We start from the raw sequence: 23,191 nt of genomic DNA, 5'->3' as shown, positions 1-23,191 counted from the left end.
TTTCAGGAGCCGTCAACGAACCGTAATACGGCTCAGCCCATTGCCCAGGCCGTCCCAAAATGTGCGAGCGCAAGGCGCAAGAAGAATACAAGACCGACGCGTATCCAGACATACGCGAGGGCTTGTATTCTTCGAAGCAGCGAAGCGACGAAGCGATCGCGCGCTTTGGGGCGGCCTGGGCTACCAGGAAACGGGCAGGCGCACAGTGTTCCCGGCCTTGTTGGTGAACAGGAGGTGCCCGTGCTCCAGGCCGTAGAGGTACAGGTCGCGGGTCACGGCCACGTCCTGCTTGCAGTAGGCCACGATGTCGTCGATGCGGCCCTGTTTCCACCACTGAAGGGCCTGCAGCCCGTCCGCGGACTTCTGCGCGCCCAGGGTGGCCCCGGCCAGGTGGTCCAGGGACAGGCGGTAGCCCAGGCGTTCGTGGACCTTTTCCAGAATGTCCAGGGTGGGCAAGACCTTGAAGTCGAACTGCGTGTAGCCCTTGAGCACCGTGTAGTCGAAGCGCTTGATGTTGAAGCCCACCACCAGGGGCAGGGCCCGCAGGTCCTCCAGGAGCTCGGGAATCTCCTCCTCCAGGTAGGCCCGGGTCTCGCCCGTGTCCGAGTCGTACAGGCAGGCGCAGGACACGCCCATCTTCCAGGCCCGGTGCCAGCCGCCCACCTCCTGGGCCGAACGCCTAGTCTCCAGGTCGAAGACTCCGTAGCGCTCCGGGGCCCCGGCATTCTCGCGTGCGTCCGGGGCGGCGGGCCCCTCGATTTCAGTATATTGTTTTGTATTACTATACGTATTCATGTCCGTAGCTCCTTGTTCCATGGGCGGTGCCGGGGCGGAGATTTCCGCTGCCGTGGCCGTGACCTGGACGTGTGTGGGTTCCTCGGAAACAGGGCCGATGTCCGGCAGGGGTTCCAGGGCCGGGGGGGGCGCCTGTTCCACGACGCGCAAGAGGTACAGGGCCGCGGCCTTGTCGATGGGTCGGTTGCCGGAGCCGCACTTGGGCGAATGCACGCAGGACGGGCAGCCCGTCTCGCACGGGCATTCCGCGATCACCGACAGGGTGCGCGCCAAGAGCTCCGGGGCCAGATCGAAGGCCTGGTACGACAGGCCCACGCCCCCGGGCGCGCCGTCATAGATGAACACCGCCGCCGCGCCCACCTGGGGGTGGAAGGGGATGGATATCCCCCCGAGATCGTTGCGATCCGTCATCACCAAGAGCGGCAGGATGCCGATGGCCGCGTGCTCCAGGGCGTGGATGCCGCCCATGAAATGCAGATACTCGTTCTCCGCGCTCTTCTGCACGGCGCGCGGGATCTCAAGCCACAGGCCCTCGGTCTCGAAGGTCATGGGCGGCAGGTCCAGCGGCACCACCGTGAGCAGCCGCCCGCCCCCGCGCGCCCGGCGCTTCTCGTAGCCCGTGACCCGCTCCGTGACCTTCAGCCGGCCCTTGAACACGCGCAGGCCCCAGGCGACCCTCGCCCCCTGGATGTCCAGGATTTCCGTGTCCTTGTCCGCGCGCACCCGGGTGTACCAGTCCACCTTGGCCGGGCTCACGCGCACGGTCTGTGCGCCCAGGTCCAGGTCCTGGACCACGTAGCTTTTGCCCCGGTGCAGATACACGGCCCCGGGGTGCGTCTCCTTGAAGGCCCGGTGCTCGTCGATGCGCCCCACCTCCACGTCCTTGTCCCCCGCCCGGGTCACGATGGCGTACTGGCCCCCGGACCCGCGCAGGCTGATCTCGTGGTGCGGCCGCTTGCGGTGGGAATAGACCGTCTCCCCGTCGGCGGACAGCAGCAGCCTGCCCCGGTCCTCCAGGTCCTTGACCACCGGGGCCACCCCGAGTTCCCGGAGCCAGGGCTCGTCCGGCCGCATGGGCAGCTCGGCCGCCGCGCAAACCAGGTGCTGCTCCACGATGCGCGGGTTGTACGGATTGAGCACCGCGCACTCCGGGGAGCGGGCGAAGAAGTCCCGGGGATGGCGCATGAAATACTGGTCCAGCTGATCCTCCCCGGCGATGAGCGCCACGGCGGACTCCTGGGACGCGCGCCCCACCCGGCCCCCGCGCTGCAGGGTCTGCATCACCGTGCCCGGGTAGCCCACCAGGATGCACAGGTCCAGGCTGCCGATGTCGATGCCCAGTTCCAGGGCGCTGGTGGAGATCACGGCCAAAAGGTCGCCCGAGGCCATGCGCGCCTCGATGTCCCGCCGCTCCTCGGGCAGAAACCCGGCGCGGTAGGCGCTGATGCGCTCTTTGTACGGGCCCGAGCGCTCCGAGGCCCACAGGGCGATGAGCTCGGTCATGCGCCGCGACCCCGTGTAGACGATGGTCCGCAAACCCCGCGCCAGGGCCGCCTTGAGCATCAGGATTGCCACCTGCGACGGGCTGTCCGCCATGGTCAGGGCCGGATTCAGGAATAGAAAATGCCGCGCGCCCGCCGGGGCTCCGCTCTCGGTCACGGCCTCCACGTCCAGGCCCGTGAGGGACGAGGCCAGTTCGCGCGGGTTGCCCACCGTGGCCGAAAGGAACGCGAATTCCGGCTCGCCCCCGTAGCGCCGGCAGACCCTGAGCAGCCTGCGGAAGACCTGGGCCATGTGCGAGCCCAGCACCCCCCGGTAGGTGTGCACCTCGTCCACCACCACGTGGGTCAGCCCGGCGAAGAACGCGGCCCATTTGTCGTGGTGCGCCAACAGCGCCAAATGCAGCATTTCCGGGTTGGTCATCAGCACGTTGGGCGGGTTGTCGCGGATCTTCCTGCGGAAATGCTGGCTGGTGTCCCCGTCGTAGATGGCCGCCGTGGGGCGCTGCCCGGCCGGCCAGGTGGCGACCAGTTCCTCAAAGCCCCGGAGCTGGTCCTGGGCCAGGGCCTTCAGGGGGAACAGGTACAGGGCCCGGGAATCCGGGTTCTGCAGCACCTGCTCCAGCACGGGCAGGTTGTATATCAGGGTCTTGCCGCTGGCCGTGGGCGTGGCCGCCACCACGTTGCGCCCGGCCCGGAGCACGTCCATGGCCCGGGCCTGGTGGGAATACAGGGCCTTGATGCCCCGCCCCTCCAGCACCCGCTCCATGGTCACGGGCCAGGACTTGCGGCAGGTCCCGTGCTCGGCCGCGCGCGCGGGAACCTCCTCGTGGTGCGCCACCAGGGGGCCCAGCCGGTCCGAGGCTGTGAGCGCCTCGATGTATTCGCGTATGTCGGCCATTGCGGGGTGGGTTGCTGGTTATTCCGGGGGAGGGAGGGGGAACCTTTTCTTGAGGAGAAAAGGTTCCCCCTCCCTCCCCCGGACCCCCTCCCTTCCTCTCCAAAAGACCTTTTTCTTGGGGTGGGGGGATGCTTGTGTCAGTAAGGCTGGTAGGCTTTAAGGGCAGGGCCCGGGGTGTTCGCCCCGGACCCTTGGCTTCAGTTCATGATCTTGGTTTCGATGGCCGGGGGATTGAGCACGGTCTTCTTCACCGGGCACTGCTCCACGGCCTTGACGATGGCCTTGCGGTACTTCTCGGGAAAGCCCTCGGGCAGGGTCAACTGCAGGGTCATGCCCTCCAGGCAGGTGGGGTCGCCCACCTCGCAGACCCCGCGCACGGCCAGGCCCTCGGTGGGGATATCCCGCTCGGTGCAGAACTTCCTGGCGAACAGCGCCGAGCAGGAGGTCAGGCCCGCCAGGAACAGCAGGAAGGGATTGGCAGCCGTATCCTGTCCGCCCTTGGCCACGGGCATGTCCGTGGCGACGGCGTGCCCGTCCACGTTGACCACCATGCGCATGCCGTCCTCATATGTGATGTCCAGAATCTTCTGCATGGTTTCTCATCTCCCGTTTTTCTTGGGTTTGTCCCCGTCCTCCCGGGGAACGTGCACGAGCTCGCAGACTTCCGACAATGCTTTGAGAGGTTCCTTGTGCTGGAAGATGTTGCGCCCCAGGCAGACCCCGGCGGCTCCCGCCTCCAGGACCTCGGCGGCCATGTTCTTGAAGGCCTGCCAGCCGGGCTGGCTGGGGCCGCCCGCGGCCAGCACGGGCACCGGGCACGCGGCCACGGCCAGGGAGAAGCTCTCCCGGTCCCCGGAATAGGGCACGCAGACCACGTCCGCGCCCAGCTCGCCGCCCAGGCGGATGCAGTGGGCGATGAGCGCCGGGTCCAGCTCGTTCACGATCTGGCCGCCCCGCGCGAAGATGGTGGCCATCACCGGGATGCCCAGGGCGTGGGCGTCGTCCGTGACCATGCCGAAATCCTGGAGCATGCGGTCCTCCAGGTCGTTGCCGATGTTCAGGTGCACGGACACCGCGTCCGCGCCCAGGCGCAGGGCCTCGTTCACCGAACAGACCAGGCTCTGGTTGTAGGTGGGCAGCCCGTGCTTGGTGCCCGCCGAAAGATTGACCACCACGTTCTTGCCCAGGTCGATGCCGCCCACCGTGGCGCGGGCCATGCCCTTGTTCAGCACCACCCCCTGCACGGGCACCTCGCGCAGCCCGGCCAGCAGCGCGGGCACCTCGGCCAGCCCCGGGACCATGCCCTCGCTGGCCCCGTGGTCCAGCGCCAGGACCACGGCCCGGGCGCTCTGGGGATGAAACAGGCGGCCTAGCCGCCGCATGGTTCCTAGCATGTCCTCATCCTGTTTGTTCGTTCCTGGTTACGCCCGGGAGGCCCCGGGCACGGCACCACTTCAACTGAAAACCCCGGGCAGGTCAACACGCGAAACCCGGGCCCGGGCGTTGTCTTTTTTCCCCTATCTGCTACGCAATATTCCTCAACCAAAGGAGAGCCCATGGCCAGCAAGAAAGACCTCGTGAACTGGGTCCGGGAAGCCCTGGCGGAACACGGCGGGCACGCCACCATCGTCCAGGTCGCCAAATACATCTGGAACCGGCACGGCGACGCCCTGCGCTCCTCCGGGGACCTGTTCTACACCTGGCAGTACGACATGCGCCGGGCGGCCCAGGAACTCCGCGACAGCGGGGTCTGCCGCAACGCGGCGGACTGCCCGCAGGGCGTCTGGGTCCTGGCCTAGCGGGGCGCTTCTTGCCTGTCCCGGGGCCGTGGCGTATGGTCGCCGCCCAACCCGAAACAGCGAGGCCCCATGTTCATCGTGACCCTGACCTACAAAGCGCCCCTGGAGACGGTGGACGCCCACCTGGAAGCCCACCGGGCGTTCCTGCGCGCCCAGTACGATTGCGGCATGTTCCTGGCCTCCGGGCCGCGCAACCCGCGAGTGGGCGGGGTGATCCTGGCCCGCGCCGAGAGCCTCGAGGCCCTCATGGCCGTCCTGGCCCAGGACCCCTTCAACAGCAACCAGGTGGCGGACTACGACGTGACGGAGTTCGCCCCCGTGATGACCTGCGCGGAACTCGGCTTCCTGCGCACGGCCTAGGCTGCCCGCCGCCATGGCCGCCATCCCCGCCAAAAGCAAGATATTCGTGACCTGCGCGCGCGGGGTGCAGCCCGTGCTGGCCCAGGAGATACGCGCCCTGGACTTGAAACCCGAGGCCGAGTCCGCCTCAGGGGTCCTGGCCCAGGGCGGCCTGCATGACTGCATGCGCCTGAACCTCTCCCTGCGCACGGCCCACCGGGTGCTCTACCAACTGTCCCGCTTCACGGCCATGGACCCGGACCAGCTGTACGCCCGCGTGGCGGATCTGGCCTGGGAGGAGATCATCCCGGCGGACGGCTATTTCTCGGTCACCGCCAACGTGGACAACCCCACCATCAAGGACTCGCGCTTCGCGGCCCTGCGCGTCAAGGACGCTGTGGTGGACCGCATCAGCGAGCGCATGGGCCGCCGCCCGGACTCCGGCCCGGACCGCACGGGCTGCGTACTGGCCCTGCACTGGCAGGGCAAGACCGCCACCCTGTACCTGGACACCACGGGCGAGCCCCTGTCCATGCGCGGCTACCGCACCATGCCCCACAAGGCGCCCATGCGCGAGACCCTGGCCGCAGCCTGCCTGCTCACGGCGGGCTACGACGGCAAGGGCGCCCTGGCCAACCCCATGTGCGGCTCCGGCACCCTGGCCATCGAGGCCGCGCTCCTGGCCACGAACACCGCCCCGGGGCTGTTGCGCACGGGCTTCGCCTTCCGCAACCTGCTGGGCCACGACGCCGAGGCCTGGAACGCCCTGCGCGCCGAGGCCCGGGCGGCCATGCGCCAGACCACGGCCGCGCCCATCGCGGCCTCGGACATCGACCCCGAGGCCGTAACCGCCGCGCGCACCAACGCGGAGCAGGCGGGCATGGACATCCACATCGATTTCAGCGTCTGCGACTTCCGCGAATCCGCCGTGCCCGAGCCCCTGCGCCGCCGCCTGAACCTCGTGGCCGTGAACCCGGCATACGGCAAGCGCCTGGGCGACGAGGCCGAGCTTGAGGCCGTGTACAAGGCCCTGGGCGACTTCCTCAAGCAGCGCTGCGGCGGCTACGCGGGCGCGGTGTTCACGGGCAGCCTGGCCCTGGCCAAGCGCATCGGCCTGCGCACCCGCGAGCGCGTCATCCTCATGAACGGCCCCATCGAATGCCGCCTGCTGCTCTACGACCTCTACGCCGGAAGCCGAAAAGCCTAGAACCCCGCCGTTTTTCGCCGCGCCGCCCCCTTGCGCCCGCCCCGCTATTGCCCGTGGCGAAGCATCCGGGGTATACAGGCAGGCAAGACAAAGGGGGACTCATGAAAGCGACATGCCTCGCGCTGGCCCTGCTGGTGTTCGCTGGCGCGGCCCTGGCCGACACGGCCGTGATCCGGCAGGACGACACGGGCGTGTGCATCTCCATCAGCGGCTCCAGGAAAGAACCCGCGCCCCAGGCCGCCCCCGAGGCCCAGGCCCCCGCCCGGGCGGGCGAGCCCGCCGGCGAGATGCCCCCGGGCATGGACAAGCTCCTCTCCCCGGAGCAGCAGGAGCGGGCGCGGATAATCGCTGCGGTGCTCCAGGACTATTCGTCCAAGAACCACTACTCCGAATTCACCGAGACCCAGTGCAAGCAGATGAGCGAGGCCGTGTGGTTCCGTCTGACCTCGCGCGGCATCCCCGCGCGCATCGCAGGGGGCAACGTCGAAACCCAATGCGTGCGCGGCGGGTTCATCAATTACCTGAGCCTGGCCAACCACGCCTGGGTCATGGCCGCCCTGTCCCCGGGCCTGTGGATGGCCCTGGAAACCACCAGCGGCGCCCTGGTCACCCAGCGGGACAACCCCCTCTACTACACCAGCGCCATCTACTTCGACCGGCCCGACGACATGTACCGCTTCGACGGGCTGCGTCGGGAATTCGTCCAGACCCGCGACAAGGCGGCGGCCATGCGCCACAAGCTCAACGCGGACTTCGACGGCAAGCGGTTCCGCAAGGGATCTGAGCTGGATCTGGAGTATCGGAGACGGGCCCAGGAGATCAACGACCTCCAGGAAAAGAACGCCCAGCGCCTGAAGACCCTGGAGCGCATCTTCCAGGACGGGATATTCCTGCACTGAAACAGGGCGAAAAGATTCCCAAATTCTTCAGCAGCCACTTAGCGCAGGCCGTTCACAAATAGTGAGATGCAAGGCGCAAGAAAAATGCAAGACCGACGCGTACTCCCGTACGCGAGGTTTTGCATTTTTCGCAGCAACGAAGCAGATCGCTGTTTGTGGACGGCCTGCTACTGGCCTGTGAGATTGTACTTCTTGAGCTTGTACTGAAGAAGGGACTTGGAGACGCCCAGGGACTCGGCGGTCTTGACCTTCACGAAGTCGTTGCGCGCCAGGGCCCGGCGCACCAGGGCGGCCTCGATCTTCTCCAACGTGTCCGCCAGGTTCAGGCGGAAGGGCAACAGGTCCACCGCGCTCTTGAACTGCGACTCCTCGTCGCGCACCTCGGCGGGCAGGTCCTCCACGCGGATGGTGTCCCCGGGGGCCAGGACCACGCAGCGCTCCACCACGTTCTGCAGCTGGCGCACGTTGCCCGGCCAGTCGTACCCGGACATGTAGTCCAGGGCCTCGGGCGAGAAGCCCGTGATGCGGCTCTGGTTCTCCTTGGCGTACTTGTCCAGGAAGTGCGCGGCCAAAAGCGGGATGTCCTCGCGCCGCTCGCGAAGCGGCGGCATGTTGATGAGCACCACGTTCAGCCGGTAGTAGAGATCCTCGCGGAAGTCCCCGCGCTCCACGGCGGCGGCTAGGTCCGCGTTAGTGGCCGTGACCACCCGGATGTCCACCTCCACCTCCTTGGAACCGCCCACGCGCTCGAACTTGCGCTCCTGCAGGACCCTGAGCAGCTTGACCTGCATGTCCGCGGACAGCTCGCCGATCTCGTCCAGGAACAGGGTGCCCCCGGCGGCCAGTTCGAAGCGGCCCCGGCGGCTGGCCACGGCCCCGGTGAACGATCCCTTCTCGTGGCCGAACAGCTCGCTCTCCAGCACCCCGGGGTTCAGGGCCATGCAGTTCACGGACACGAAGGGCCCGTCCTTGCGAGGGGACGCGAAATGGATGGCCCGGGCCACCAGCTCCTTGCCCGTGCCCGACTCGCCCTGGATGAGCACGGTGCTGCGGCTGGGCGCGGCCTTGTCCACCATGCGCAGCACGTCGGCCATGGCCTTGGACCGGCCCACGATGTTGTGCAGGCCGAAGCGTTCCTCCAGGTTCTCGCGCAACAGCCGGTTCTGCTGCAGCATCCTGGCCATGCGCTCGGCCTTGGACAGGGTCAGCAGCAGCTCCTCGTTGGAAAAGGGCTTGGTGATGTAGTCGAAGGCCCCCAGGCGCATGGCCTCCACGGCGGACTCGATGCTGCCGAAGGCCGTCATGATCAGCACGGGGATGTGCGGATAGTTCTTATGCACGTGCTCCAGCACGTCCTGGCCAGTGAGCTCGGGCATCTTCATGTCCGTGACCACGATATCCACCTCGGATTCCTCCAGGTAGGCGAGTCCGAGCTCGGGGTTGCTCAGGGCGGTGACGTCGTATCCCGCGTCCGTGAGCAGGGCCTCGAGAATGAGCAGATAGTTCTTTTCGTCGTCAAGGACGAGGATATTGCTGGCCATTGGGGCTCCTTGGTTCGTTGCGAAGGGCTCGCCCCAGTTCGATCACGCGGCCGGGCGCGCGTCAACCCCGGGGGAAGGCCAGGGTGACCCTCGCGCCCCCGCCCTCGGCGTTGGCGAAGGACAGGGAAGCCCCGTGGCTGTCCAGGATGTTGGAGACGATGGCCAGCCCCAGGCCCGTGCCGTGGTCCTTGGTGGTGAAGAACGGGTCCGTGAGGCGCTCCAGGGCCTCGTCCGTGAACCCGGGGCCGCTGTCCGTGAACTCCAGGACCACCTCGCGGCGGTCCTGGCGGCCCGAGATGCGCAGGGTCCCGCCCTTCTCCATGGCCTGCATGCCGTTGACCATGATGTTGTACAGGGCGCGGTACAGGAGGTCCTTGTCGCCCTTGACGGCCATGGCCTCCGGGTACTCGCCCGCGAACTCCACCCCGGCCTCCCGAGCCTTGTGCTCCAGAAACGCCCGGGCCTGGTCCAGGACCAGGGCCAGGTTCACGTCCTCGCGCCGGGGCTTCTTGGGACGGGCGTAGTCCAGGAAGTCGTTCACGGTCTGGGACAGCCGCCTGATCTCGTCGAACATGATCTGGATGATGGACACGCGCGGCGAGTTCTCGGCCTGGGCCTTCTTGAGCAGCAGTTCCGCGCTGGACTGGATGATGCCCAGGGGGTTGCGGATCTCGTGGGCGATGCCCGCCACCACCCGGCCCATGCTGGCCAGCTTTTCGGACTGGTGCAGCTCGCGCTCCAGGGCGCTCATGCGCTGCACTCGGTCCGCGTTGATGGCGTCGGCCCTGCGGATGAAGACCAAGAGCATCAGGAACAGGACCAGGGCCGTGAACAGGCAGATGGCGATGATCACCCACTGGAAGTTCACCGCGGCCTTGAAGTCCCCGGTGATGTCCTGGGTGAATTCCAGGACACCGATGATCTGCCCGGCCGGGCCGCCGCGCAGGACCGGACGCTCGGTCTTCAGCGGATAGGTGATGCGCAGGATCACGCTGCCGGGCTCCATGTCGAATTGGAACATGGCCCACAGGGGCGAGGCCTTGGACACGATCTCGAAGGAATGCCGCTCCTGTTCCAGGGCCCGTTTCACGGCGCCGCCCGCCAGGTCCGTCCTGGCCACCAGGTCGGAGTCCGTGCTGTAGGCCACCACCCGGTCCAGGTCGTAGATGCGCAGCTCCAGCACGTGCTGGCCGTGGATGGTGTCGCGCACCACCCGGTCCATCTGCTTGTACTGGTCCTTGTTCTTCAGGCCCACGTACCCATACTTGAACACCGTGGGGATGGTGAAGCGCTGGAAGATCTGGTGGTTCAGGTTGTCGGCCAGGAGCATGGTGAAGCCCCGCTGCTTGGCGAGCAGCTTCTCGCGCGCCGTGTTGGCGATGAAGACCGACATCAGGAGCACGATGGTCAATATCAGGACCAGCGAGCTCCAGGTCAGGAACTTCACCATCTGGAACGGACGCGCTGGGTCCGAGAAGGGGGACGGGGACTTCATCAAGCCCTTGGCCTCGATGCGCGCAGGGCGCGCGGGTTGATCAGGATAACAGGACCTCGCCGACCCGGGTCAGGGCGTCGGCCAGTACCTCGTCGTCCACGGCGTAGGAGAAGCGCAGGCAGTTGTCGTCGCCGAACGCCGCGCCGGGCACCCCGGCCACGCCGGCCTCCTCCAGGAGCGCGGTGCACATGGTGGTGGAGTCGGGCATCTTGTCGTTGAACAGGGCGCTGACGTCCGGGAACACGTAGAACGCGCCCTCGGGCTTGGGGCAGACCACCCCGGGCCAGGTGGACATGATCTCCAGGCACAGGTCGCGCCGGCGCTCGAAAGCCGCGTTGCGCCCGGCCATGAAGTCGTGGGAGCCGGTCAGCCCGGCCAGGGCCGCCTTCTGCGTGATGGAGCAGATGCCGCCCGCGCTCTGGCCCTGGAGCTTGCACATGGCCTTGATCAGGTCGGGATGGCCCAGGGCGAAGCCCACGCGCCAGCCCGTCATGGCGAAGCTCTTGGACAGGCCGTTGGCGATCACGATCCACTCGGGATGCTTCTCCCAGGCCGGGGCCAGGGAAACGGGCTTGGCCGGGGAATAGACCAGACGGTCGTAGATCTCGTCGGAGATGACCAGCACCTTGCGGCTCACGGCCCAGTCCACCAGGGCATCCATCTCCTCGGCGGAGTACAGCACGCCCGTGGGGTTGGAGGGCGAGTTGAGGATCAGCATCCGCACCTCGGGGGTGTACGCGGCCTCCAGGTCCTCGGGAGAGACCTTGAAGCCCTTTTCCACGCCCGAGGGCACGATCACCGGCTCGGCGTCGGCCAACAGCGCCATGGCCGGATAACTGACCCAGTAGGGGGCCGGAATCAGGACCTTGTCCCCCGGCTCCAGATAGCACTGCATGATGTTGTACAATACCTGCTTGCCGCCGTTGGCGAACATCACGGCGTCACCGTCCGCGTTGGTATTGTAATATGTATTGAAATACTGCGCGCCGGCCGCACGCAGCTCCATCATGCCTCCGGGCTGCGTGTAGCGGGTGAAACCCTCGTCCATGGCGGCCTTGGCCGCGTCGCAGATGTGCTGCGGAGTGTCGAAATCCGGCTCTCCCACAGACAGGCTCGTGATTTTGCGCCCCTGTGCGCGCAGTTCCATGGCCTTGCCGGTCACAGCCAGAGTCGCCGACGGCTTGACGGCGGAAAGCTTCCTTGAAATCCTCATTTCTCGCCCGCTTTGAATGATGTTGTCGATAATGTCGGAACGCCCTCGTTCCGAATGGTTCGTTCTTAGGGTAATTTCCTTGGAACGTAAATGGCCGGGGATCCGCCCCGTGCCCAGGACTCAGATATATGCCGCAACCCCTTTTGCCCTTCCCCCCCGGCTGCGTAACCGCGCGCCTGGTGCGCCGCGTGAAGCGCTTTAGCGTGGAAACCGAATACCGGGGCGGGAGCCTCTGGGCGCACACCAACAATTCCGGGTCCATGCTCGGGCTGGTGCGCCCGGGCTCCGAGGTGCTCCTCTCCCCGGCCGCGAATCCCAATCGCAAGCTGGCCTGGACCCTGGAGACCGTGGACTTCCACGGCACGCGCGTGGGCGTGAACACGCTGACCCCCAACCGCCTGCTCAAGGCCGCGCACCTGGCCGGGGCACTGCCCGAGACGCGCGGCTACGCCGAATTCCGGGCCGAGGCGACCATCGGCGACTCGCGCCTGGACGCGCGCCTGGAGGGGCCGGGCGGCGTGCTCTACGTGGAGGCCAAGAACGTGACCCTGGTGGAGGACGACGTGGCCCTGTTCCCCGACGCCGTCACCGTGCGCGGCCAGAAGCATCTGCGCGAGCTCATCTCCCTGGCCGGCCAGGGCGTGCGCGTGGCCGGGTTCTATCTGGTGCAGCGCGCCGACTGCTCCTGCTTCGGCCCGGCGGACATGGTCGACCCGGACTTCGCCGACCTGTTCTGGCAGGCCCGGGACGCGGGCGTGGAGATCTGGCCCTATCTGGCCGAGGTCACGGCACGGGGCATCGGCCTGGGCCCCAGGCTGCCCCTGGCGCCGAGACCATAAGAGAGTGGGGGCCAGCCCCCGCGCCCCCGGCCAAGGGGGTCACCCCCTTGGCGATCCCGATATGAAAACGGCGAAGCCCGGAAGGGCTTCGCCGTTTTGTCGCGAATTGGCTAAAACAGGCGCTATCGGCCCCGGTGCATGGCCTCGATCTTCTTGTCCGTCTTGTACTGCGACAGGGCGTACACCGACCAGATGGCCGCCGGAATCCAGCCCAGGAGCGTGAGCTGCAGGATCAGGCAGAAGATGCCCTGGAAGGGCTTGCCGATGGTGAAGAACTGCAGCCAGGGCAGCAGGATGGCCAGGATCAGGCGCATGGGTTTCCCTTGTTGTAGGCTGTCCAAAAATGTTCGAGTGAGAGGCGCAAGGGAAAAGCAAGGCCGACGCGTATTCCAACGCTTCCGCTACGCGAGGGTTTGTTTTTTCCGCAGCAACGAAGCAATCGTGCGTTTATGGGCAGCCTACTGGTAAAGTTTAAGACTGTCGCCGGGATAGATGCGCGGGGTGTCCATGCCGTTCCAGTCGCGGATGTTCTGGGCCGTGCACCCGAAGCGCCGGGCGATGGAATACAGGGTGTCGCCCCGGCGCACCTTGTAGGTGATCAGGGTCTTGGCCTCCTGGGCCTCGGCCAGGGAACGCTTGGATGCGGCCGTGGACTGGTCCGGGATGTAGAGCTTCTGCCCGATGCGCAGGGACGCCCCGGAGGACAGGCCGTTGGCCTTGGCCAGGGTCTGCACGGTGGTCTGGTAGCGCTTGGCCACGGACCACAGGGAGTCGCCGCTCTTGACCACGTAGTTGGAGCGCGACTGGGCCAGCATGCGCACCTTGCCGTCCGCCGCCTCGGCCTCGACCGCGGCCGAACCGCCGTCCGCGGGAACCGTGAGCACCTGGCCCACCCGCAGGCCCGCCCTGGAAGACAGGCCGTTGGCCTGCGCCAGTTCGGCCACGCTCAGGCCGTTGGCGTTGGCCACGGACCACAGGGAGTCGCCCGGGGCCACGGTGTATTTCCCGTCCTTGGCCGCCTGGCCCGAGGCCACGCGCCGGGCGTTCTCCATGCGCTGCTTGCGCTGGGACTTGATCTTCTGGGCCGTGAGACGGCTCTCGCCCTTGCCCGGAATCTTGAGGCTCTGCCCGGGGCGCAGCAGATTGGAATGCTTGCTGTTATAGCTCTTGAGAACCTTGATGGGCACGCCGAAGCGGCGGGAGATGCGGTACCAGGAATCGCCCCGGCGCACCTTGTAGAAGCTGTAATAGGCCGTGTACTCCACCGGGTCCCCGTCCAGATAGGCCTGGGCGTCGGCCAGCTTGTCCTGGGGCAGGTAGACGCTGCTCTCCTCGTCGGGGTGGCTGCCGGGCTCGGCGTAGGCCGGATTGTGGTCCTTGAACTCGTCCCAGCTCAGGCCCGCGGCCTTGGCCACCTGGCGCAGGTCCGTGCGCGGGGGCACCGTGACCTCGGCCACCAGGCCGTCGCCGTCCCAGTCCGGACGGGTGAAGCCCAGGGAGTCCAGGTTGCGCACGATCTTGATCACCGCCAGGAGCTTGGGCACGTAGTAGCGGGTCTCCTTGGGCAGGTAATACAGCCTGCGGCCCCTGCGCCAGCGGTTCTGCTTCTTTTGCGAAAGCTCGAAAAAGTCGTCGCAGCCGGTGCGCTTGATGGCCCGCGCCACCCGGCCCTCGCCCGCGTTGTACGCGGCCAGCGCCAGATACCAGTCGCCGAACTCGTCGTACAGGGCGCTCAGGTAATCGGCGGCCGCCTGGGTGGACTTGTAGGGATCGTAGCGCTCGTCCACCCACCAGCCCACCTTGAGGCCGAACTTCTTGCCCGTGAAGGGCATGAACTGCCACATGCCCTTGGCCCCGGCGCGGGACCCGGCCAGGGGGTTGTAGCCGCTCTCCACGAAAGGCAGGTAGACCAGATCGTGGGGCAGGCCGCGCTCTGCGAACACCCGGCGCACGTAGGGCAGATACTTGGAGGACCGCTCCAGCCAGCGCTCGAAATTCTTGCGGCCCTTGCTGTCGTGGGTGAAGAACTGGAAAAAGGTGCGCACCTCCTTGGTGTCCACCTGATCCAGGTCGAAACGGATTTCGGGCTCCGTCTCCAGGGCCTGCTCCTCCTGGGCCGTGAGCGGGCTAGAGCCCTGGGCCGAGGCCTGGGCCTCGGCGGCCTCCTCCTCCACGGAGGGCACGGCCTCTTCCTGGGCCTCTTCCCGCTGCTCCTGGGCCTCGGAGGTGATCTCCACCCCCTGGTCCAGGGTCCCGGATTTCCTGGCCACGCAACCGGTCACGAGCAGCGCCGCAATGCACACGGCCGCCAGCGCGACCAGCCTCTTTCTATGCTCTGGATTCATGCCCTTTCCACGTGTATGTACTGATCAACAGGGGCGAGAGGCCCATTTTTCAGCATGTATTCTAGATTCTCTTTCAAGAAACTCTATTCTTAGTCAAGAGATACTTGCCCGCGAACGCGGGCTGCGCCGCCTCTGGCCGAGAAAAAACATTAACTATCACAGGGCCATATCATGCACGACAAGGCGCAGGAGCAAGGCCAGGGTCTGGTGCCCGGCCGCAAACCCGTTCTGGAGCAGCTTTCCGCCGCTCCGGACAAGGTGGACACCGTGTTCTTCCAGCAGGGTGTCCGAGGCCCGGAAATAACCAAAATCCTGGACCTTTGCAAAAAATCCGGCCTGCGATACCGGATGCTTCCCCGGGCCGAACTGGCCCGGCTCTGCCCGGGCAACACCCAGGGCGTGGTGGCCCGGGTGGTCTCCCGGGGCTTCGCCACCCTGGACGAAATCCTGGACGAGGCTGCCACTGCGCCCCTGCCGCTCCTGGTGGCCCTGGACCAGGTCCAGGACCCGGGCAACGTGGGCGCCCTGGCCCGCACCCTCTACGCCCTGGGGGGCGCGGGGCTCATCGTGCCCAAGGACCGCACGGCCTACATGGGCCCGGCGGCCTACAAGGCCAGCGCCGGAGCCCTGGCCCGGCTGCCCGTGGCCAAGGTGGTGAACCTGTCGCGCGCCCTGGACCAGTGCCAGGAGCGGAATTTCACCATCTACGCCGCCACGGTGGGCCCTCGTGCAACCAACATGTATGAGGCCGACTTGTCAACTCCGGCGGTCCTGGTCCTGGGCAACGAGGAAACGGGCGTGCGCCAGGGCGTGCTCAAGCGCGCGGACCTGGAGCTGACCATCCCCCTGGCCCGGCCCTTCGACTCCCTGAACGTGGCCCAAGCCGCGGCCATGATCATCGCGGAGTTCGCCCGCAGGCGGCTGGCCTAGACCTCGGGAACCCTGACGCACCAAGGCTTCATAACCTTTTCCGCTGCCGCTGCCGCGCTGCTTCTTTTCTTTGCCGTCCCCGGCTTGCGCGCCCCGGGCTTTCCATGGCGCTGAAGACAGGCTATGCTCTGCAAATGGAAAAAATCCGCCTGGGCATAGCCGCCTGTCTCCTGGGCCAGGAAGTGCGCTGGAACAAGGGCCACAAGCTGGACCGCTACCTGCGCGACGACCTGGGGGCCTTTGTGGACTGGGTGCCCGTATGCCCGGAGGTGGGCTGCGGCATGGGCCTGCCCCGGGAGACCGTGCGCCTGGCGGGCGACCCCGAAAATCCGCGCCTGGTGGGCACCAAATCCGGCCAGGACTGGACCGGACGCATGCGCGCCTGGGGCCGGGAACGCATCGAGGCCCTGCGTGCCGAGGGCATCTGCGGCTACGTGTTCAAGCACGGCTCGCCCTCCTCGGGCATGCGCGGCATCAAGGTCTGGCAGAAAAACGGCCAGCCCCTGTACAGCGGCACGGGCATCTGGGCTCGCATGGTCATGGACGCCTTTCCCCTCTTGCCCTTCGAGGACGACGGACGCTTGAACGACGCGGTGATCCGCGAGAACTTCATCGTGCGCGTGTTCACCCTCAAACGCTGGCGGGACATGCTGGACGCCGGGCCCGCGCGCGGCGCCCTGGTGGACTTCCACACCCGGCACAAGATGCTCATCCGCTCCCACGACGAGGTCACCTACCGCGAGATGGGCGGCCTGGTGGCCCGGGTTGCCGAGGACGGCCTCCAGGAGGTCCTGGACCGCTACTTCGCCCTGCTCTCCCGCGCCCTGTCCCGCAAGTCCACGGTCAAGAAGCACGTCAACGTGCTGACGCATTGCGTGGGGCATTTCAAGAAGCTGCTCACGTCCGACGAGAAGCAGGAGCTGCTGGAGGTCATCGACCAGTACCGCCTGGGCCTGACCCCGCTCATCGTGCCCGTGACCCTCATGAACCATTATGTGCGAAAGTACCGGGAGCCGTACCTGGAAAAGCAGTGGTACCTGCATCCCCACCCCATGGAGCTGCGCCTGAGGAACCATGTCTGACGCCGCCCCCGGGACCTGCTCCCGCCATACCCACGGCACAGTGGCCGTGCTCGGGGCCACGGGCTACGTGGGCGGACGGCTGGTGCCCCGGCTCCTGAACCGGGGGCTGCGCGTGCGCGCCGTGGGCCGCAGCCCCCACAAGCTCCACTGCCGCCCCTGGGGCGGGCACGAGCGCCTGGAGATCGTCCAGGCCGACGTGCAGGACCCCGACAGCCTGACCAGCGCCCTGTCCGGCTGCCGCACGGCCTATTATCTGGTGCATTCCATGGACCCCGGAGCCGGGGACTACGCCGAACGGGACCGCCAGGGCGCGCGCAACATGGTCCGCGCCGCGCGGGACGCGGGGGTCTGCCGCATCATCTACCTGGGCGGCATCACCCCCGACGACCCCCACCTCTCGGAACACCTGCGCTCGCGCGGGGAGGTGGCCGATATCCTCAAGTCCGGCCCCGTGCCCGCCACGGTGCTGCGCGCCGCCGTGATCCTGGGCTCGGGCAGCGCGTCCTTCGAATTGATCCGCTATCTTGTGGACCGGCTGCCCGTGATGATCACCCCCTCTTGGGTGCGCACCGAATCCCAGCCCATCAGCATCCGCGACGTCCTGGCCTATCTGGCCGGCTGCCTGGACCACCCCGAGACCGCGGGCCAGGACTACGACATCGGCGGGCCGTTCATCGAGACCTACGAACGCCTGTTCCAGATCTACGCCCAGGAGGCCGGGCTGCGCAGGCGGCTCATCGTGCCCGTGCCCATGCTCACGCCCCGCCTGAGCTCCCTGTGGCTGGGTCTGGTCTCGCCCATTCCCGTGTCCCTGGCCCGGCCCCTGGTGCTGGGCCTGCGCAACCGCGTGGTCTGCCACGACCACCGCATCCGCTCGATCATGCCCCGGGACTTGGTGGACTGCCGCACAGCCATCCGCCGGGCCCTGCAAAAGGTCCAGCAGCGGGTGGTGGACACGCGCTGGTCCGACGCCGGGCTGACCCAGCCCCCGGAATGGGCCGTGAGCGGCGACCCACGCTACGCGGGGGGCACCGTGCTCTCGGACGCCTACCGCGTGCGCCTGGGCGGCTGCCCCGAGGAGCTCTGGGACCGCGTGTCCGCCATCGGCGGCAACACGGGCTGGTACTACGGGGACCGGCTCTGGCGGCTGCGGGGCTTCATGGACAAGCTCGTGGGCGGGGTGGGCCTGCGCCGGGGCAGGCGCGACGACACCGGCATCGTGGTGGGCGACGCCCTGGACTTCTGGCGCGTGCTGGACGTGCAGCCCCCCAACCGCCTGCTGCTGCAGGCCGAGATGAAGCTGCCCGGGGAGGCGCTCCTGGAGTTCGCCATGGACCAGATGGACACCGGGGACACGCAGCTCACGGTCACGGCCACCTTCCTGCCCCGGGGCGTGGCCGGGCTGCTCTACTGGTGGTCCGTGTATCCCCTGCATGGGCTGGTCTTCCGGGGCATGATCCGCTCCATGGCCCGCACCACCCACTGCCCCATCCTGGACGGCCCCTCGCCCGTGCGCGCGGGCCAGGTGCGCTGCCGCCTGCCCGGGGCCGACGAGGGAGGCGAGCCATGAAGGTGCATCCCGGCCGCGTGCACGCCCTGCGTCCCCTCACGGGGGAGTTGTCCGCCGGGCCCGTTGTCTGCTGGCTGAGCCGGGACCAGCGCGCCCGCGACAACTGGGCCCTGCTCCACGCCCGGGACCTTGCCGAGAGCGAGCGGCCCCTGGTGGCGGCTTTCTGCCTGGCGCCTGGGTTCCTGGGCGCGACCCTCAGGCAATACGACTTCCTGCTCCGGGGCCTGCGCGAGACGGCCGCGCGCCTGGCCCGGCGCGGCATTCCCCTGGCCCTGCTCACGGGCGACCCCGTGCGCGAGATCCCGACGCTGTGCTCCGCCCTCGCGGCCAGCGTCCTGGTCACGGACTTCGACCCCCTGCGTGTGAAGCGCGGCTGGCTGCGCGGGGTCTGCGAGGCCGTGCGACTGCCCGTGCACGAGGTGGACGCGCACAACGTGGTCCCGGTGCGCGCGGCCTCGGACAAACAGGAATACGCCGCGCGCACCATTCGGCCCAAAATCCACCGCCTGCTCCCGGAATTCCTGGAGGATTTCCCGGAGCTCGAGCCCCCGGCGGTCCCGGCCCCGGCCTTGGCCGAACCGGACTGGGACGCGGCCCGGGCCGACCTGCGCGTGGACGAGTCCGTGGCCCCGGTGCCCACGCCCCCGGGCGAGGACGCGGCCCGCGCGCGGCTGGACGGCTTTCTGAACGGAATTTCTGGCTACGCGGTTCGGCGCAACGACCCCAACGCGGAGGCCGTGTCCGGGCTCTCGCCGTACCTGCATTTCGGGCACCTGGCCCCCCAGCGCGCCGCCCTGGAGGCCGGGCGCACGGGCCGGGGCGAAGACGCAGCCGCCTTCCTGGAAGAGCTGGTCGTGCGCAGGGAACTGTCCGATAATTATTGTTTTTACAATCCGTACTACGATTCGCTTGACGGCGCTCCGGCCTGGGCCGTGAAGACCCTCGACGCCCACCGGGACGACCCCCGGCCCCATCTGTACACATATGCCCGGTTCGAGGCCGCGCGCACCCATTCCGCCCTCTGGAACGCGGCCCAGGGCCAGCTGCTGGCCACCGGGACCATGCACGGGTACATGCGCATGTACTGGGCCAAGAAGATTCTGGAATGGAGCCCTTCGCCCGAGGACGCCCTGGCCACGGCCATCGCCCTCAACGACCGCTACCAACTGGACGGCCGCGACCCCAACGGCTACGTGGGCGCGCTGTGGTCCGTGGCCGGGCTGCACGACCGGCCCTGGAAGGAGCGGCCCGTGTTGGGCACGGTGCGCTATATGAACGAGCGCGGCTGCCGCCGCAAGTTCGACGTGGACGCCTATGCGGCCCGCTTCGCCCTTCCGGTCTAATCAGGGTCAAAACAGCCTATCAGCCCTTGCCGCACAAGGGTTTCCGGAAACAAAAAAAGCGGGGATGCTCGGCATCCCCGCTTGAATTGCATTCGGGATTCGATCCCTTATTTAAGCTCCTCAAGATGCCGTAGCCTGGAGTCCACGACCTTGGGGTTGGGATAGGTGCTGCGGATGGATTCCAGGAGTTCCCGGGCCCGGGGCACGTCGCCCTCGGCCTCGGCCTGTTCGGCCAGCAGATAGGCGGCCAGGGCCTTGAGCTCCTCGTCCGCCCCCTGCATGGCCAGGAGCTGCTCCAGGCGGGCCTGGGCCTGCTCCCGGTTCTTGAGGAAGGAATAGGCCTGGGCCAGTTCGTACAGGCACAGGGCCCGCGACCCGTCATCCGGCGCCGCATTCATGCAGTCATGCATGGATTCCTTGGCCTGGGCGTAGCGGCCCTGGAACTGGTGGATCTTGCCCAGGTTCCAGTAGACCTCCCAAAGCTTGTTCTGGGGCACCTCGTAGTCCGAAAGGAGCTTGCCCCAGGCCTCGGTGGCCTTGTCCCAGTCGCGCAGGTCCGTGTAGATGCGGGCCAGGCGCCAGAGCATGCCCGCCGCGCGGCCGGGGCTGTCCGAGAACTCCAGGTACGCGGCCTCCAGCACCGTGGCGGCCTTGCGCTGGTCCCCGAGCACGTTGTCAGCGATGTCCGCCAGCCGTTCCCAGGCGCGATACCTGGCCTCGCCCTGGGGCTCCGCCTCCAGGTAGCGCTCGTACAGGCTTTCGGCCTTGAGGTAATTGCCCCTGCCGTACTCCTCGTCGGCCTGGCCGATCATTCCGTGGTCCACGGACGGACCGCATCCGGCCGCCAGGACCAGAAGGAGCACGACAAGGGCCTTATGCATCTACTTGTCCAGGCCTTCCTGGGCTTCTTCCAGTTGCCTGTCGCGCACCAGGTCGAACCCGGCCACCTGCCCTTCCTCGGACATGCTCACCAGGCGCACTCCCTGGGTGGCGCGGCCCACCTTGCGCACGTCGGCCACGCCCATGCGGATGACCTTGTTCTCGCTGGTCATGAGGATGATCTCGTCGGCCAGGTCCACCATGATGGCTCCGAGGAGCCCGCCGGTCTTGGGCGTGGTCTTCATGGTGATGATGCCCTTGCCGCCGCGCGACTGCAGGCGGTAGAGGTCGTAGCTGGTGCGCTTGCCGTAGCCCTTGTCCGAGATGGTAAGGATGTCCCTGGTTTCGTCGGGCTTGGCCACCACGCCGGCCACCACCGCGTCCCTGCCGCGCAGGGCGATGCCCTTCACGCCGGCGGTGCCGCGGCCCATGGGCCGGGCGTCCTTGCAGCTGAAGCGGATGGAGAAGCCGTCGCGCGTAACCAGCACGGCCTCGTCGTCCGCGCCCACTTCCGTGACCTGCAGCAGCTCGTCGTCGTCGCGCACGTTCACGGCGATGATGCCCGTGGCCCGACAGTTGGCGTACTGATCCACGGCCGTGCGCTTGACCATGCCCTTCTTGGTGATGAACAGGAAGTAGCGCTCGGGCAGGAAGTCGCGCACCGTCAGGGCGTAGACCACGTATTCGTCCTTGCCCAGCGGCAGCAGGTTGTTCATGTGCACTCCCTTGGCCGTGCGCCCGCCCTCGGGGATCTGGTGGACCTTCATGCGGTACATGCGCCCGTTGTTGGTGAACAGCATCAGGCTCTGGTGATTGGAGGTCACCAGGAAGTTGAGAATGAAGTCCCCGTCGGAGGTGTGCACCCCGAAGATGCCCTTGCCTCCGCGCTTCTGGGCCGAATAGTTGGCCAGGTCCGTGCGCTTGATGTACCCGCGCTTGGACAGGGTGATGACCACGTCGCTGTCCGGGATCAGATCCTCGATGTCGATGCCCTCCAGGTCGTCGGCCACGATCTCGGTGAGGCGCGGGGTGGCGTAGGTCTCCTTGAGCTTCTCCAGCTCCTCCTTGATGACGCCCCTGAGCACCTCGGGGCGCTCCAGGATGCTCTTCAGGTATTCGATGGTCTTCAAGAGCTCGGTGTACTCTTCGATGAGCTTCTCGTGCTCCAGGCCGGTCAGGCGCTGCAAGCGCATGTCCAGGATGGCCTGGGACTGCTTGTCCGTGAGGCCGAAGCGCTCGTTCAGGGCTTCCTTGGCGTCCTGCGGGGTCGTGGACGCGCGGATGATCTTGACCACCTCGTCGATGTTGTCCAGGGCGATGCGCAGGCCTTCCAGGATATGGGCCCTGGCCTCGGACTTGGCGAGGTCGAAGCGCGTGCGCCGGATGATGACCTCGGAGCGGTGGTCCAGGAAATGGGACAGGATGTCCTTCAGGTTCAACAACTGCGGCCGGTTGTTGACAACGGCCATCATGTTGAAGCCAAAGGACGTCTCCAGGGCCGTGAACTTGTACAGGCTGTTGATGACGATGTCCGGGATCACGCCCTTTTTCAGGTCGATGACCACGCGGATGCCCTTGCGGTCCGACTCGTCGCGCAGGTCGGCCACCCCGTCGATGCGCTTCTCGTGCACCAGCTGGGCGATCTTCTCCACCAGGGTGGATTTGTTCAGGGCGTAGGGAATCTCGGTGATGACGATGGATTCCATGCCCCGCTTGCGCTCTTCCACCTTGAGCTTGCCGCGGATCTTCACGGAGCCGCGGCCCGTGCGATAGGCCTCCTTGAGGCCCTGGCCCGCGTACACGTAGCCGCCCGTGGGGAAGTCCGGCCCATGGACCAGGGCCATCAGATCCTCCACCGGGCGCTTGCGGTCCGCCAAGAGCGCCAGGAGCGCGTCCACCAGCTCGCCCAGGTTGTGGGGCGGGATGTTGGTGGCCATGCCCACGGCGATGCCCGTGGAGCCGTTGAGCAGCAGGTTGGGCACCTTGGTGGGCAGCACCGAGGGCTCCTGCAGGGAGTTGTCGTAGTTGGGACGGAAGTCCACGGTCTTCTTGTCGATGTCCGCCAGGAACTCGCCAGCCAGCCTCGACATGCGCGCTTCGGTGTAACGCATGGCCGCCGCGGAGTCGCCGTCGATGGATCCGAAGTTGCCCTGCCCGTCCACCAGGGGATCGCGCATGGAGAATACCTGGGCCATGCGCACCAAGGCGTCGTACACTGCGGAGTCGCCGTGGGGATGGTATTTACCGATGACGTCACCGACGACGCGGGCGGATTTCTTGTAGGGCCTGTTGAATGTGTTGCCCAGTTCGTATTGCGCAAAAAGGATGCGCCGATGCACGGGCTTCAGGCCGTCGCGCACGTCGGGTATGGCCCGTCCGATGATCACGGACAGGGAATACTCCAGGTAGGATTTCTGAATTTCCCTTTCGATGCTGATTGTCGAATTGTCCACGGGATGTCCTCGTCTTGTGTTTGCCTCGGGCCGGGCTTATGGCCCGGCCCTGCGTACCCGGG

At 67.1% G+C, this 23,191-nt stretch carries 19 protein-coding genes; 9 read left to right on the top strand and 10 right to left on the bottom strand.

Annotated features, from left to right (window positions below; translation table 11 throughout):
• Nucleotides 1-180: 180 nt before the first annotated feature.
• The 3 genes from ACYYG1_RS08115 to ACYYG1_RS08105 all read right to left on the bottom strand — a co-directional run bounded on the left by ACYYG1_RS08115 (nt 181) and on the right by ACYYG1_RS08105 (nt 4,589).
• Nucleotides 181-3,195 (bottom strand): DEAD/DEAH box helicase, encoded by a 3,015-nt coding sequence (locus tag ACYYG1_RS08115; RefSeq protein WP_461209797.1) that lies wholly within the window; start codon nt 3,193-3,195, stop codon nt 181-183.
• 197 nt (nt 3,196-3,392) lie between these two features.
• Nucleotides 3,393-3,788: an OsmC family protein gene (locus ACYYG1_RS08110; RefSeq protein ID WP_461209796.1), complete on the bottom strand. Its 396-nt coding sequence runs from the start codon at nt 3,786-3,788 to the stop codon at nt 3,393-3,395.
• Between the two features lie 6 nt (nt 3,789-3,794).
• Nucleotides 3,795-4,589 carry a class I fructose-bisphosphate aldolase gene (locus ACYYG1_RS08105; protein WP_461209795.1) on the bottom strand — a complete coding sequence of 265 codons (795 nt, stop codon included), beginning with the start codon at nt 4,587-4,589 and terminating at the stop codon, nt 3,795-3,797.
• Between the two features lie 162 nt (nt 4,590-4,751).
• Between ACYYG1_RS08105 and ACYYG1_RS08100 the strand changes: the two genes are divergently transcribed.
• The 4 genes from ACYYG1_RS08100 to ACYYG1_RS08085 all read left to right on the top strand — a co-directional run bounded on the left by ACYYG1_RS08100 (nt 4,752) and on the right by ACYYG1_RS08085 (nt 7,439).
• The gene (locus ACYYG1_RS08100; protein WP_461209794.1) at nt 4,752-4,994 is read left to right on the top strand and encodes a hypothetical protein; all 243 of its coding nucleotides are present in this window, start codon (nt 4,752-4,754) and stop codon (nt 4,992-4,994) included.
• 69 nt (nt 4,995-5,063) lie between these two features.
• Entirely contained in the window at nt 5,064-5,354 is a 291-nt protein-coding gene (locus tag ACYYG1_RS08095) for a YciI family protein (protein ID WP_461209793.1), read from the top strand.
• Nucleotides 5,355-5,367: 13 nt separating this feature from the next.
• Complete coding sequence (locus ACYYG1_RS08090) at nt 5,368-6,540, top strand: THUMP domain-containing class I SAM-dependent RNA methyltransferase (protein WP_461209792.1); 1,173 nt, start codon at nt 5,368-5,370, stop codon at nt 6,538-6,540.
• Between the two features lie 101 nt (nt 6,541-6,641).
• Nucleotides 6,642-7,439, top strand: a complete 798-nt coding sequence (locus tag ACYYG1_RS08085) for a hypothetical protein (RefSeq protein ID WP_461209791.1) — start codon at nt 6,642-6,644, stop codon at nt 7,437-7,439.
• A 167-nt stretch (nt 7,440-7,606) separates the two neighbouring features.
• Here ACYYG1_RS08085 and ACYYG1_RS08080 read toward each other — a convergent pair whose 3' ends face one another.
• From ACYYG1_RS08080 to ACYYG1_RS08070, 3 genes are all read right to left on the bottom strand, one after another.
• The gene (locus tag ACYYG1_RS08080) at nt 7,607-8,980 is read right to left on the bottom strand and encodes a sigma-54-dependent transcriptional regulator (RefSeq protein ID WP_461209790.1); all 1,374 of its coding nucleotides are present in this window, start codon (nt 8,978-8,980) and stop codon (nt 7,607-7,609) included.
• A 61-nt stretch (nt 8,981-9,041) separates the two neighbouring features.
• Nucleotides 9,042-10,475: a sensor histidine kinase gene (locus ACYYG1_RS08075; RefSeq protein ID WP_461209789.1), complete on the bottom strand. Its 1,434-nt coding sequence runs from the start codon at nt 10,473-10,475 to the stop codon at nt 9,042-9,044.
• Nucleotides 10,476-10,515: 40 nt separating this feature from the next.
• Complete coding sequence (locus ACYYG1_RS08070) at nt 10,516-11,688, bottom strand: pyridoxal phosphate-dependent aminotransferase (protein ID WP_461209788.1); 1,173 nt, start codon at nt 11,686-11,688, stop codon at nt 10,516-10,518.
• 128 nt (nt 11,689-11,816) lie between these two features.
• On the opposite strand from ACYYG1_RS08070, the gene sfsA reads away from it, so the two are divergent.
• Nucleotides 11,817-12,527 (top strand): DNA/RNA nuclease SfsA, encoded by a 711-nt coding sequence (gene sfsA / locus ACYYG1_RS08065; protein WP_461209787.1) that lies wholly within the window; start codon nt 11,817-11,819, stop codon nt 12,525-12,527.
• A gap of 122 nt (nt 12,528-12,649) precedes the next feature.
• Here the strand turns inward: sfsA and ACYYG1_RS08060 are convergent, their stop codons facing one another.
• Together ACYYG1_RS08060 and ACYYG1_RS08055 are read right to left on the bottom strand one after the other, a co-directional pair.
• Entirely contained in the window at nt 12,650-12,841 is a 192-nt protein-coding gene (locus ACYYG1_RS08060; RefSeq protein WP_461209786.1) for a YqaE/Pmp3 family membrane protein, read from the bottom strand.
• Nucleotides 12,842-12,985: 144 nt separating this feature from the next.
• Nucleotides 12,986-14,872 (bottom strand): LysM peptidoglycan-binding domain-containing protein, encoded by a 1,887-nt coding sequence (locus ACYYG1_RS08055; protein WP_461209785.1) that lies wholly within the window; start codon nt 14,870-14,872, stop codon nt 12,986-12,988.
• Nucleotides 14,873-15,043: 171 nt separating this feature from the next.
• Between ACYYG1_RS08055 and rlmB the strand changes: the two genes are divergently transcribed.
• From rlmB to ACYYG1_RS08035, 4 genes are all read left to right on the top strand, one after another.
• Nucleotides 15,044-15,802 carry a 23S rRNA (guanosine(2251)-2'-O)-methyltransferase RlmB gene (gene rlmB / locus ACYYG1_RS08050; protein WP_461209784.1) on the top strand — a complete coding sequence of 253 codons (759 nt, stop codon included), beginning with the start codon at nt 15,044-15,046 and terminating at the stop codon, nt 15,800-15,802.
• 104 nt (nt 15,803-15,906) lie between these two features.
• Nucleotides 15,907-16,884, top strand: a complete 978-nt coding sequence (locus ACYYG1_RS08045; protein ID WP_461209783.1) for a YbgA family protein — start codon at nt 15,907-15,909, stop codon at nt 16,882-16,884.
• Entirely contained in the window at nt 16,877-18,454 is a 1,578-nt protein-coding gene (locus ACYYG1_RS08040; protein ID WP_461209782.1) for an SDR family oxidoreductase, read from the top strand. The genes ACYYG1_RS08045 and ACYYG1_RS08040 overlap by 8 nt, the downstream gene beginning before the upstream one ends.
• Complete coding sequence (locus ACYYG1_RS08035; RefSeq protein ID WP_461209781.1) at nt 18,451-19,797, top strand: deoxyribodipyrimidine photo-lyase; 1,347 nt, start codon at nt 18,451-18,453, stop codon at nt 19,795-19,797. Before ACYYG1_RS08040 ends, ACYYG1_RS08035 begins: the two co-directional genes overlap by 4 nt.
• A gap of 107 nt (nt 19,798-19,904) precedes the next feature.
• Here ACYYG1_RS08035 and ACYYG1_RS08030 read toward each other — a convergent pair whose 3' ends face one another.
• Together ACYYG1_RS08030 and gyrA are read right to left on the bottom strand one after the other, a co-directional pair.
• The gene (locus ACYYG1_RS08030) at nt 19,905-20,678 is read right to left on the bottom strand and encodes a tetratricopeptide repeat protein (protein WP_461209780.1); all 774 of its coding nucleotides are present in this window, start codon (nt 20,676-20,678) and stop codon (nt 19,905-19,907) included.
• Nucleotides 20,679-23,129 (bottom strand): DNA gyrase subunit A, encoded by a 2,451-nt coding sequence (gene gyrA, locus ACYYG1_RS08025; protein WP_461209779.1) that lies wholly within the window; start codon nt 23,127-23,129, stop codon nt 20,679-20,681. It abuts the gene before it with no gap.
• Nucleotides 23,130-23,191 lie beyond the last annotated feature (62 nt).

It is taken from the genome of Desulfocurvus sp. DL1XJH-121, from assembly GCF_054819825.1.
Note: the sequence above shows the minus strand (reverse complement) of the source record. Positions and strands in the feature narration are given on the sequence as shown.

Bases quoted from the DNA above. Each gene is read 5' to 3' on its own strand.
- ACYYG1_RS08115 (WP_461209797.1), bottom strand. From the start codon at position 3,195: ATGGCCGACATACGCGAATACATCGAGGCGCTCACAGCCTCGGACCGG.
- ACYYG1_RS08110 (WP_461209796.1), bottom strand. From the start codon at position 3,788: ATGCAGAAGATTCTGGACATCACATATGAGGACGGCATGCGCATGGTG.
- ACYYG1_RS08105 (WP_461209795.1), bottom strand. From the start codon at position 4,589: ATGCTAGGAACCATGCGGCGGCTAGGCCGCCTGTTTCATCCCCAGAGC.
- ACYYG1_RS08100 (WP_461209794.1), top strand. From the start codon at position 4,752: ATGGCCAGCAAGAAAGACCTCGTGAACTGGGTCCGGGAAGCCCTGGCG.
- ACYYG1_RS08095 (WP_461209793.1), top strand. From the start codon at position 5,064: ATGTTCATCGTGACCCTGACCTACAAAGCGCCCCTGGAGACGGTGGAC.
- ACYYG1_RS08090 (WP_461209792.1), top strand. From the start codon at position 5,368: ATGGCCGCCATCCCCGCCAAAAGCAAGATATTCGTGACCTGCGCGCGC.
- ACYYG1_RS08085 (WP_461209791.1), top strand. From the start codon at position 6,642: ATGAAAGCGACATGCCTCGCGCTGGCCCTGCTGGTGTTCGCTGGCGCG.
- ACYYG1_RS08080 (WP_461209790.1), bottom strand. From the start codon at position 8,980: ATGGCCAGCAATATCCTCGTCCTTGACGACGAAAAGAACTATCTGCTC.
- ACYYG1_RS08075 (WP_461209789.1), bottom strand. From the start codon at position 10,475: ATGAAGTCCCCGTCCCCCTTCTCGGACCCAGCGCGTCCGTTCCAGATG.
- ACYYG1_RS08070 (WP_461209788.1), bottom strand. From the start codon at position 11,688: ATGAGGATTTCAAGGAAGCTTTCCGCCGTCAAGCCGTCGGCGACTCTG.
- sfsA (WP_461209787.1), top strand. From the start codon at position 11,817: ATGCCGCAACCCCTTTTGCCCTTCCCCCCCGGCTGCGTAACCGCGCGC.
- ACYYG1_RS08060 (WP_461209786.1), bottom strand. From the start codon at position 12,841: ATGCGCCTGATCCTGGCCATCCTGCTGCCCTGGCTGCAGTTCTTCACC.
- ACYYG1_RS08055 (WP_461209785.1), bottom strand. From the start codon at position 14,872: ATGAATCCAGAGCATAGAAAGAGGCTGGTCGCGCTGGCGGCCGTGTGC.
- rlmB (WP_461209784.1), top strand. From the start codon at position 15,044: ATGCACGACAAGGCGCAGGAGCAAGGCCAGGGTCTGGTGCCCGGCCGC.
- ACYYG1_RS08045 (WP_461209783.1), top strand. From the start codon at position 15,907: ATGGCGCTGAAGACAGGCTATGCTCTGCAAATGGAAAAAATCCGCCTG.
- ACYYG1_RS08040 (WP_461209782.1), top strand. From the start codon at position 16,877: ATGTCTGACGCCGCCCCCGGGACCTGCTCCCGCCATACCCACGGCACA.
- ACYYG1_RS08035 (WP_461209781.1), top strand. From the start codon at position 18,451: ATGAAGGTGCATCCCGGCCGCGTGCACGCCCTGCGTCCCCTCACGGGG.
- ACYYG1_RS08030 (WP_461209780.1), bottom strand. From the start codon at position 20,678: ATGCATAAGGCCCTTGTCGTGCTCCTTCTGGTCCTGGCGGCCGGATGC.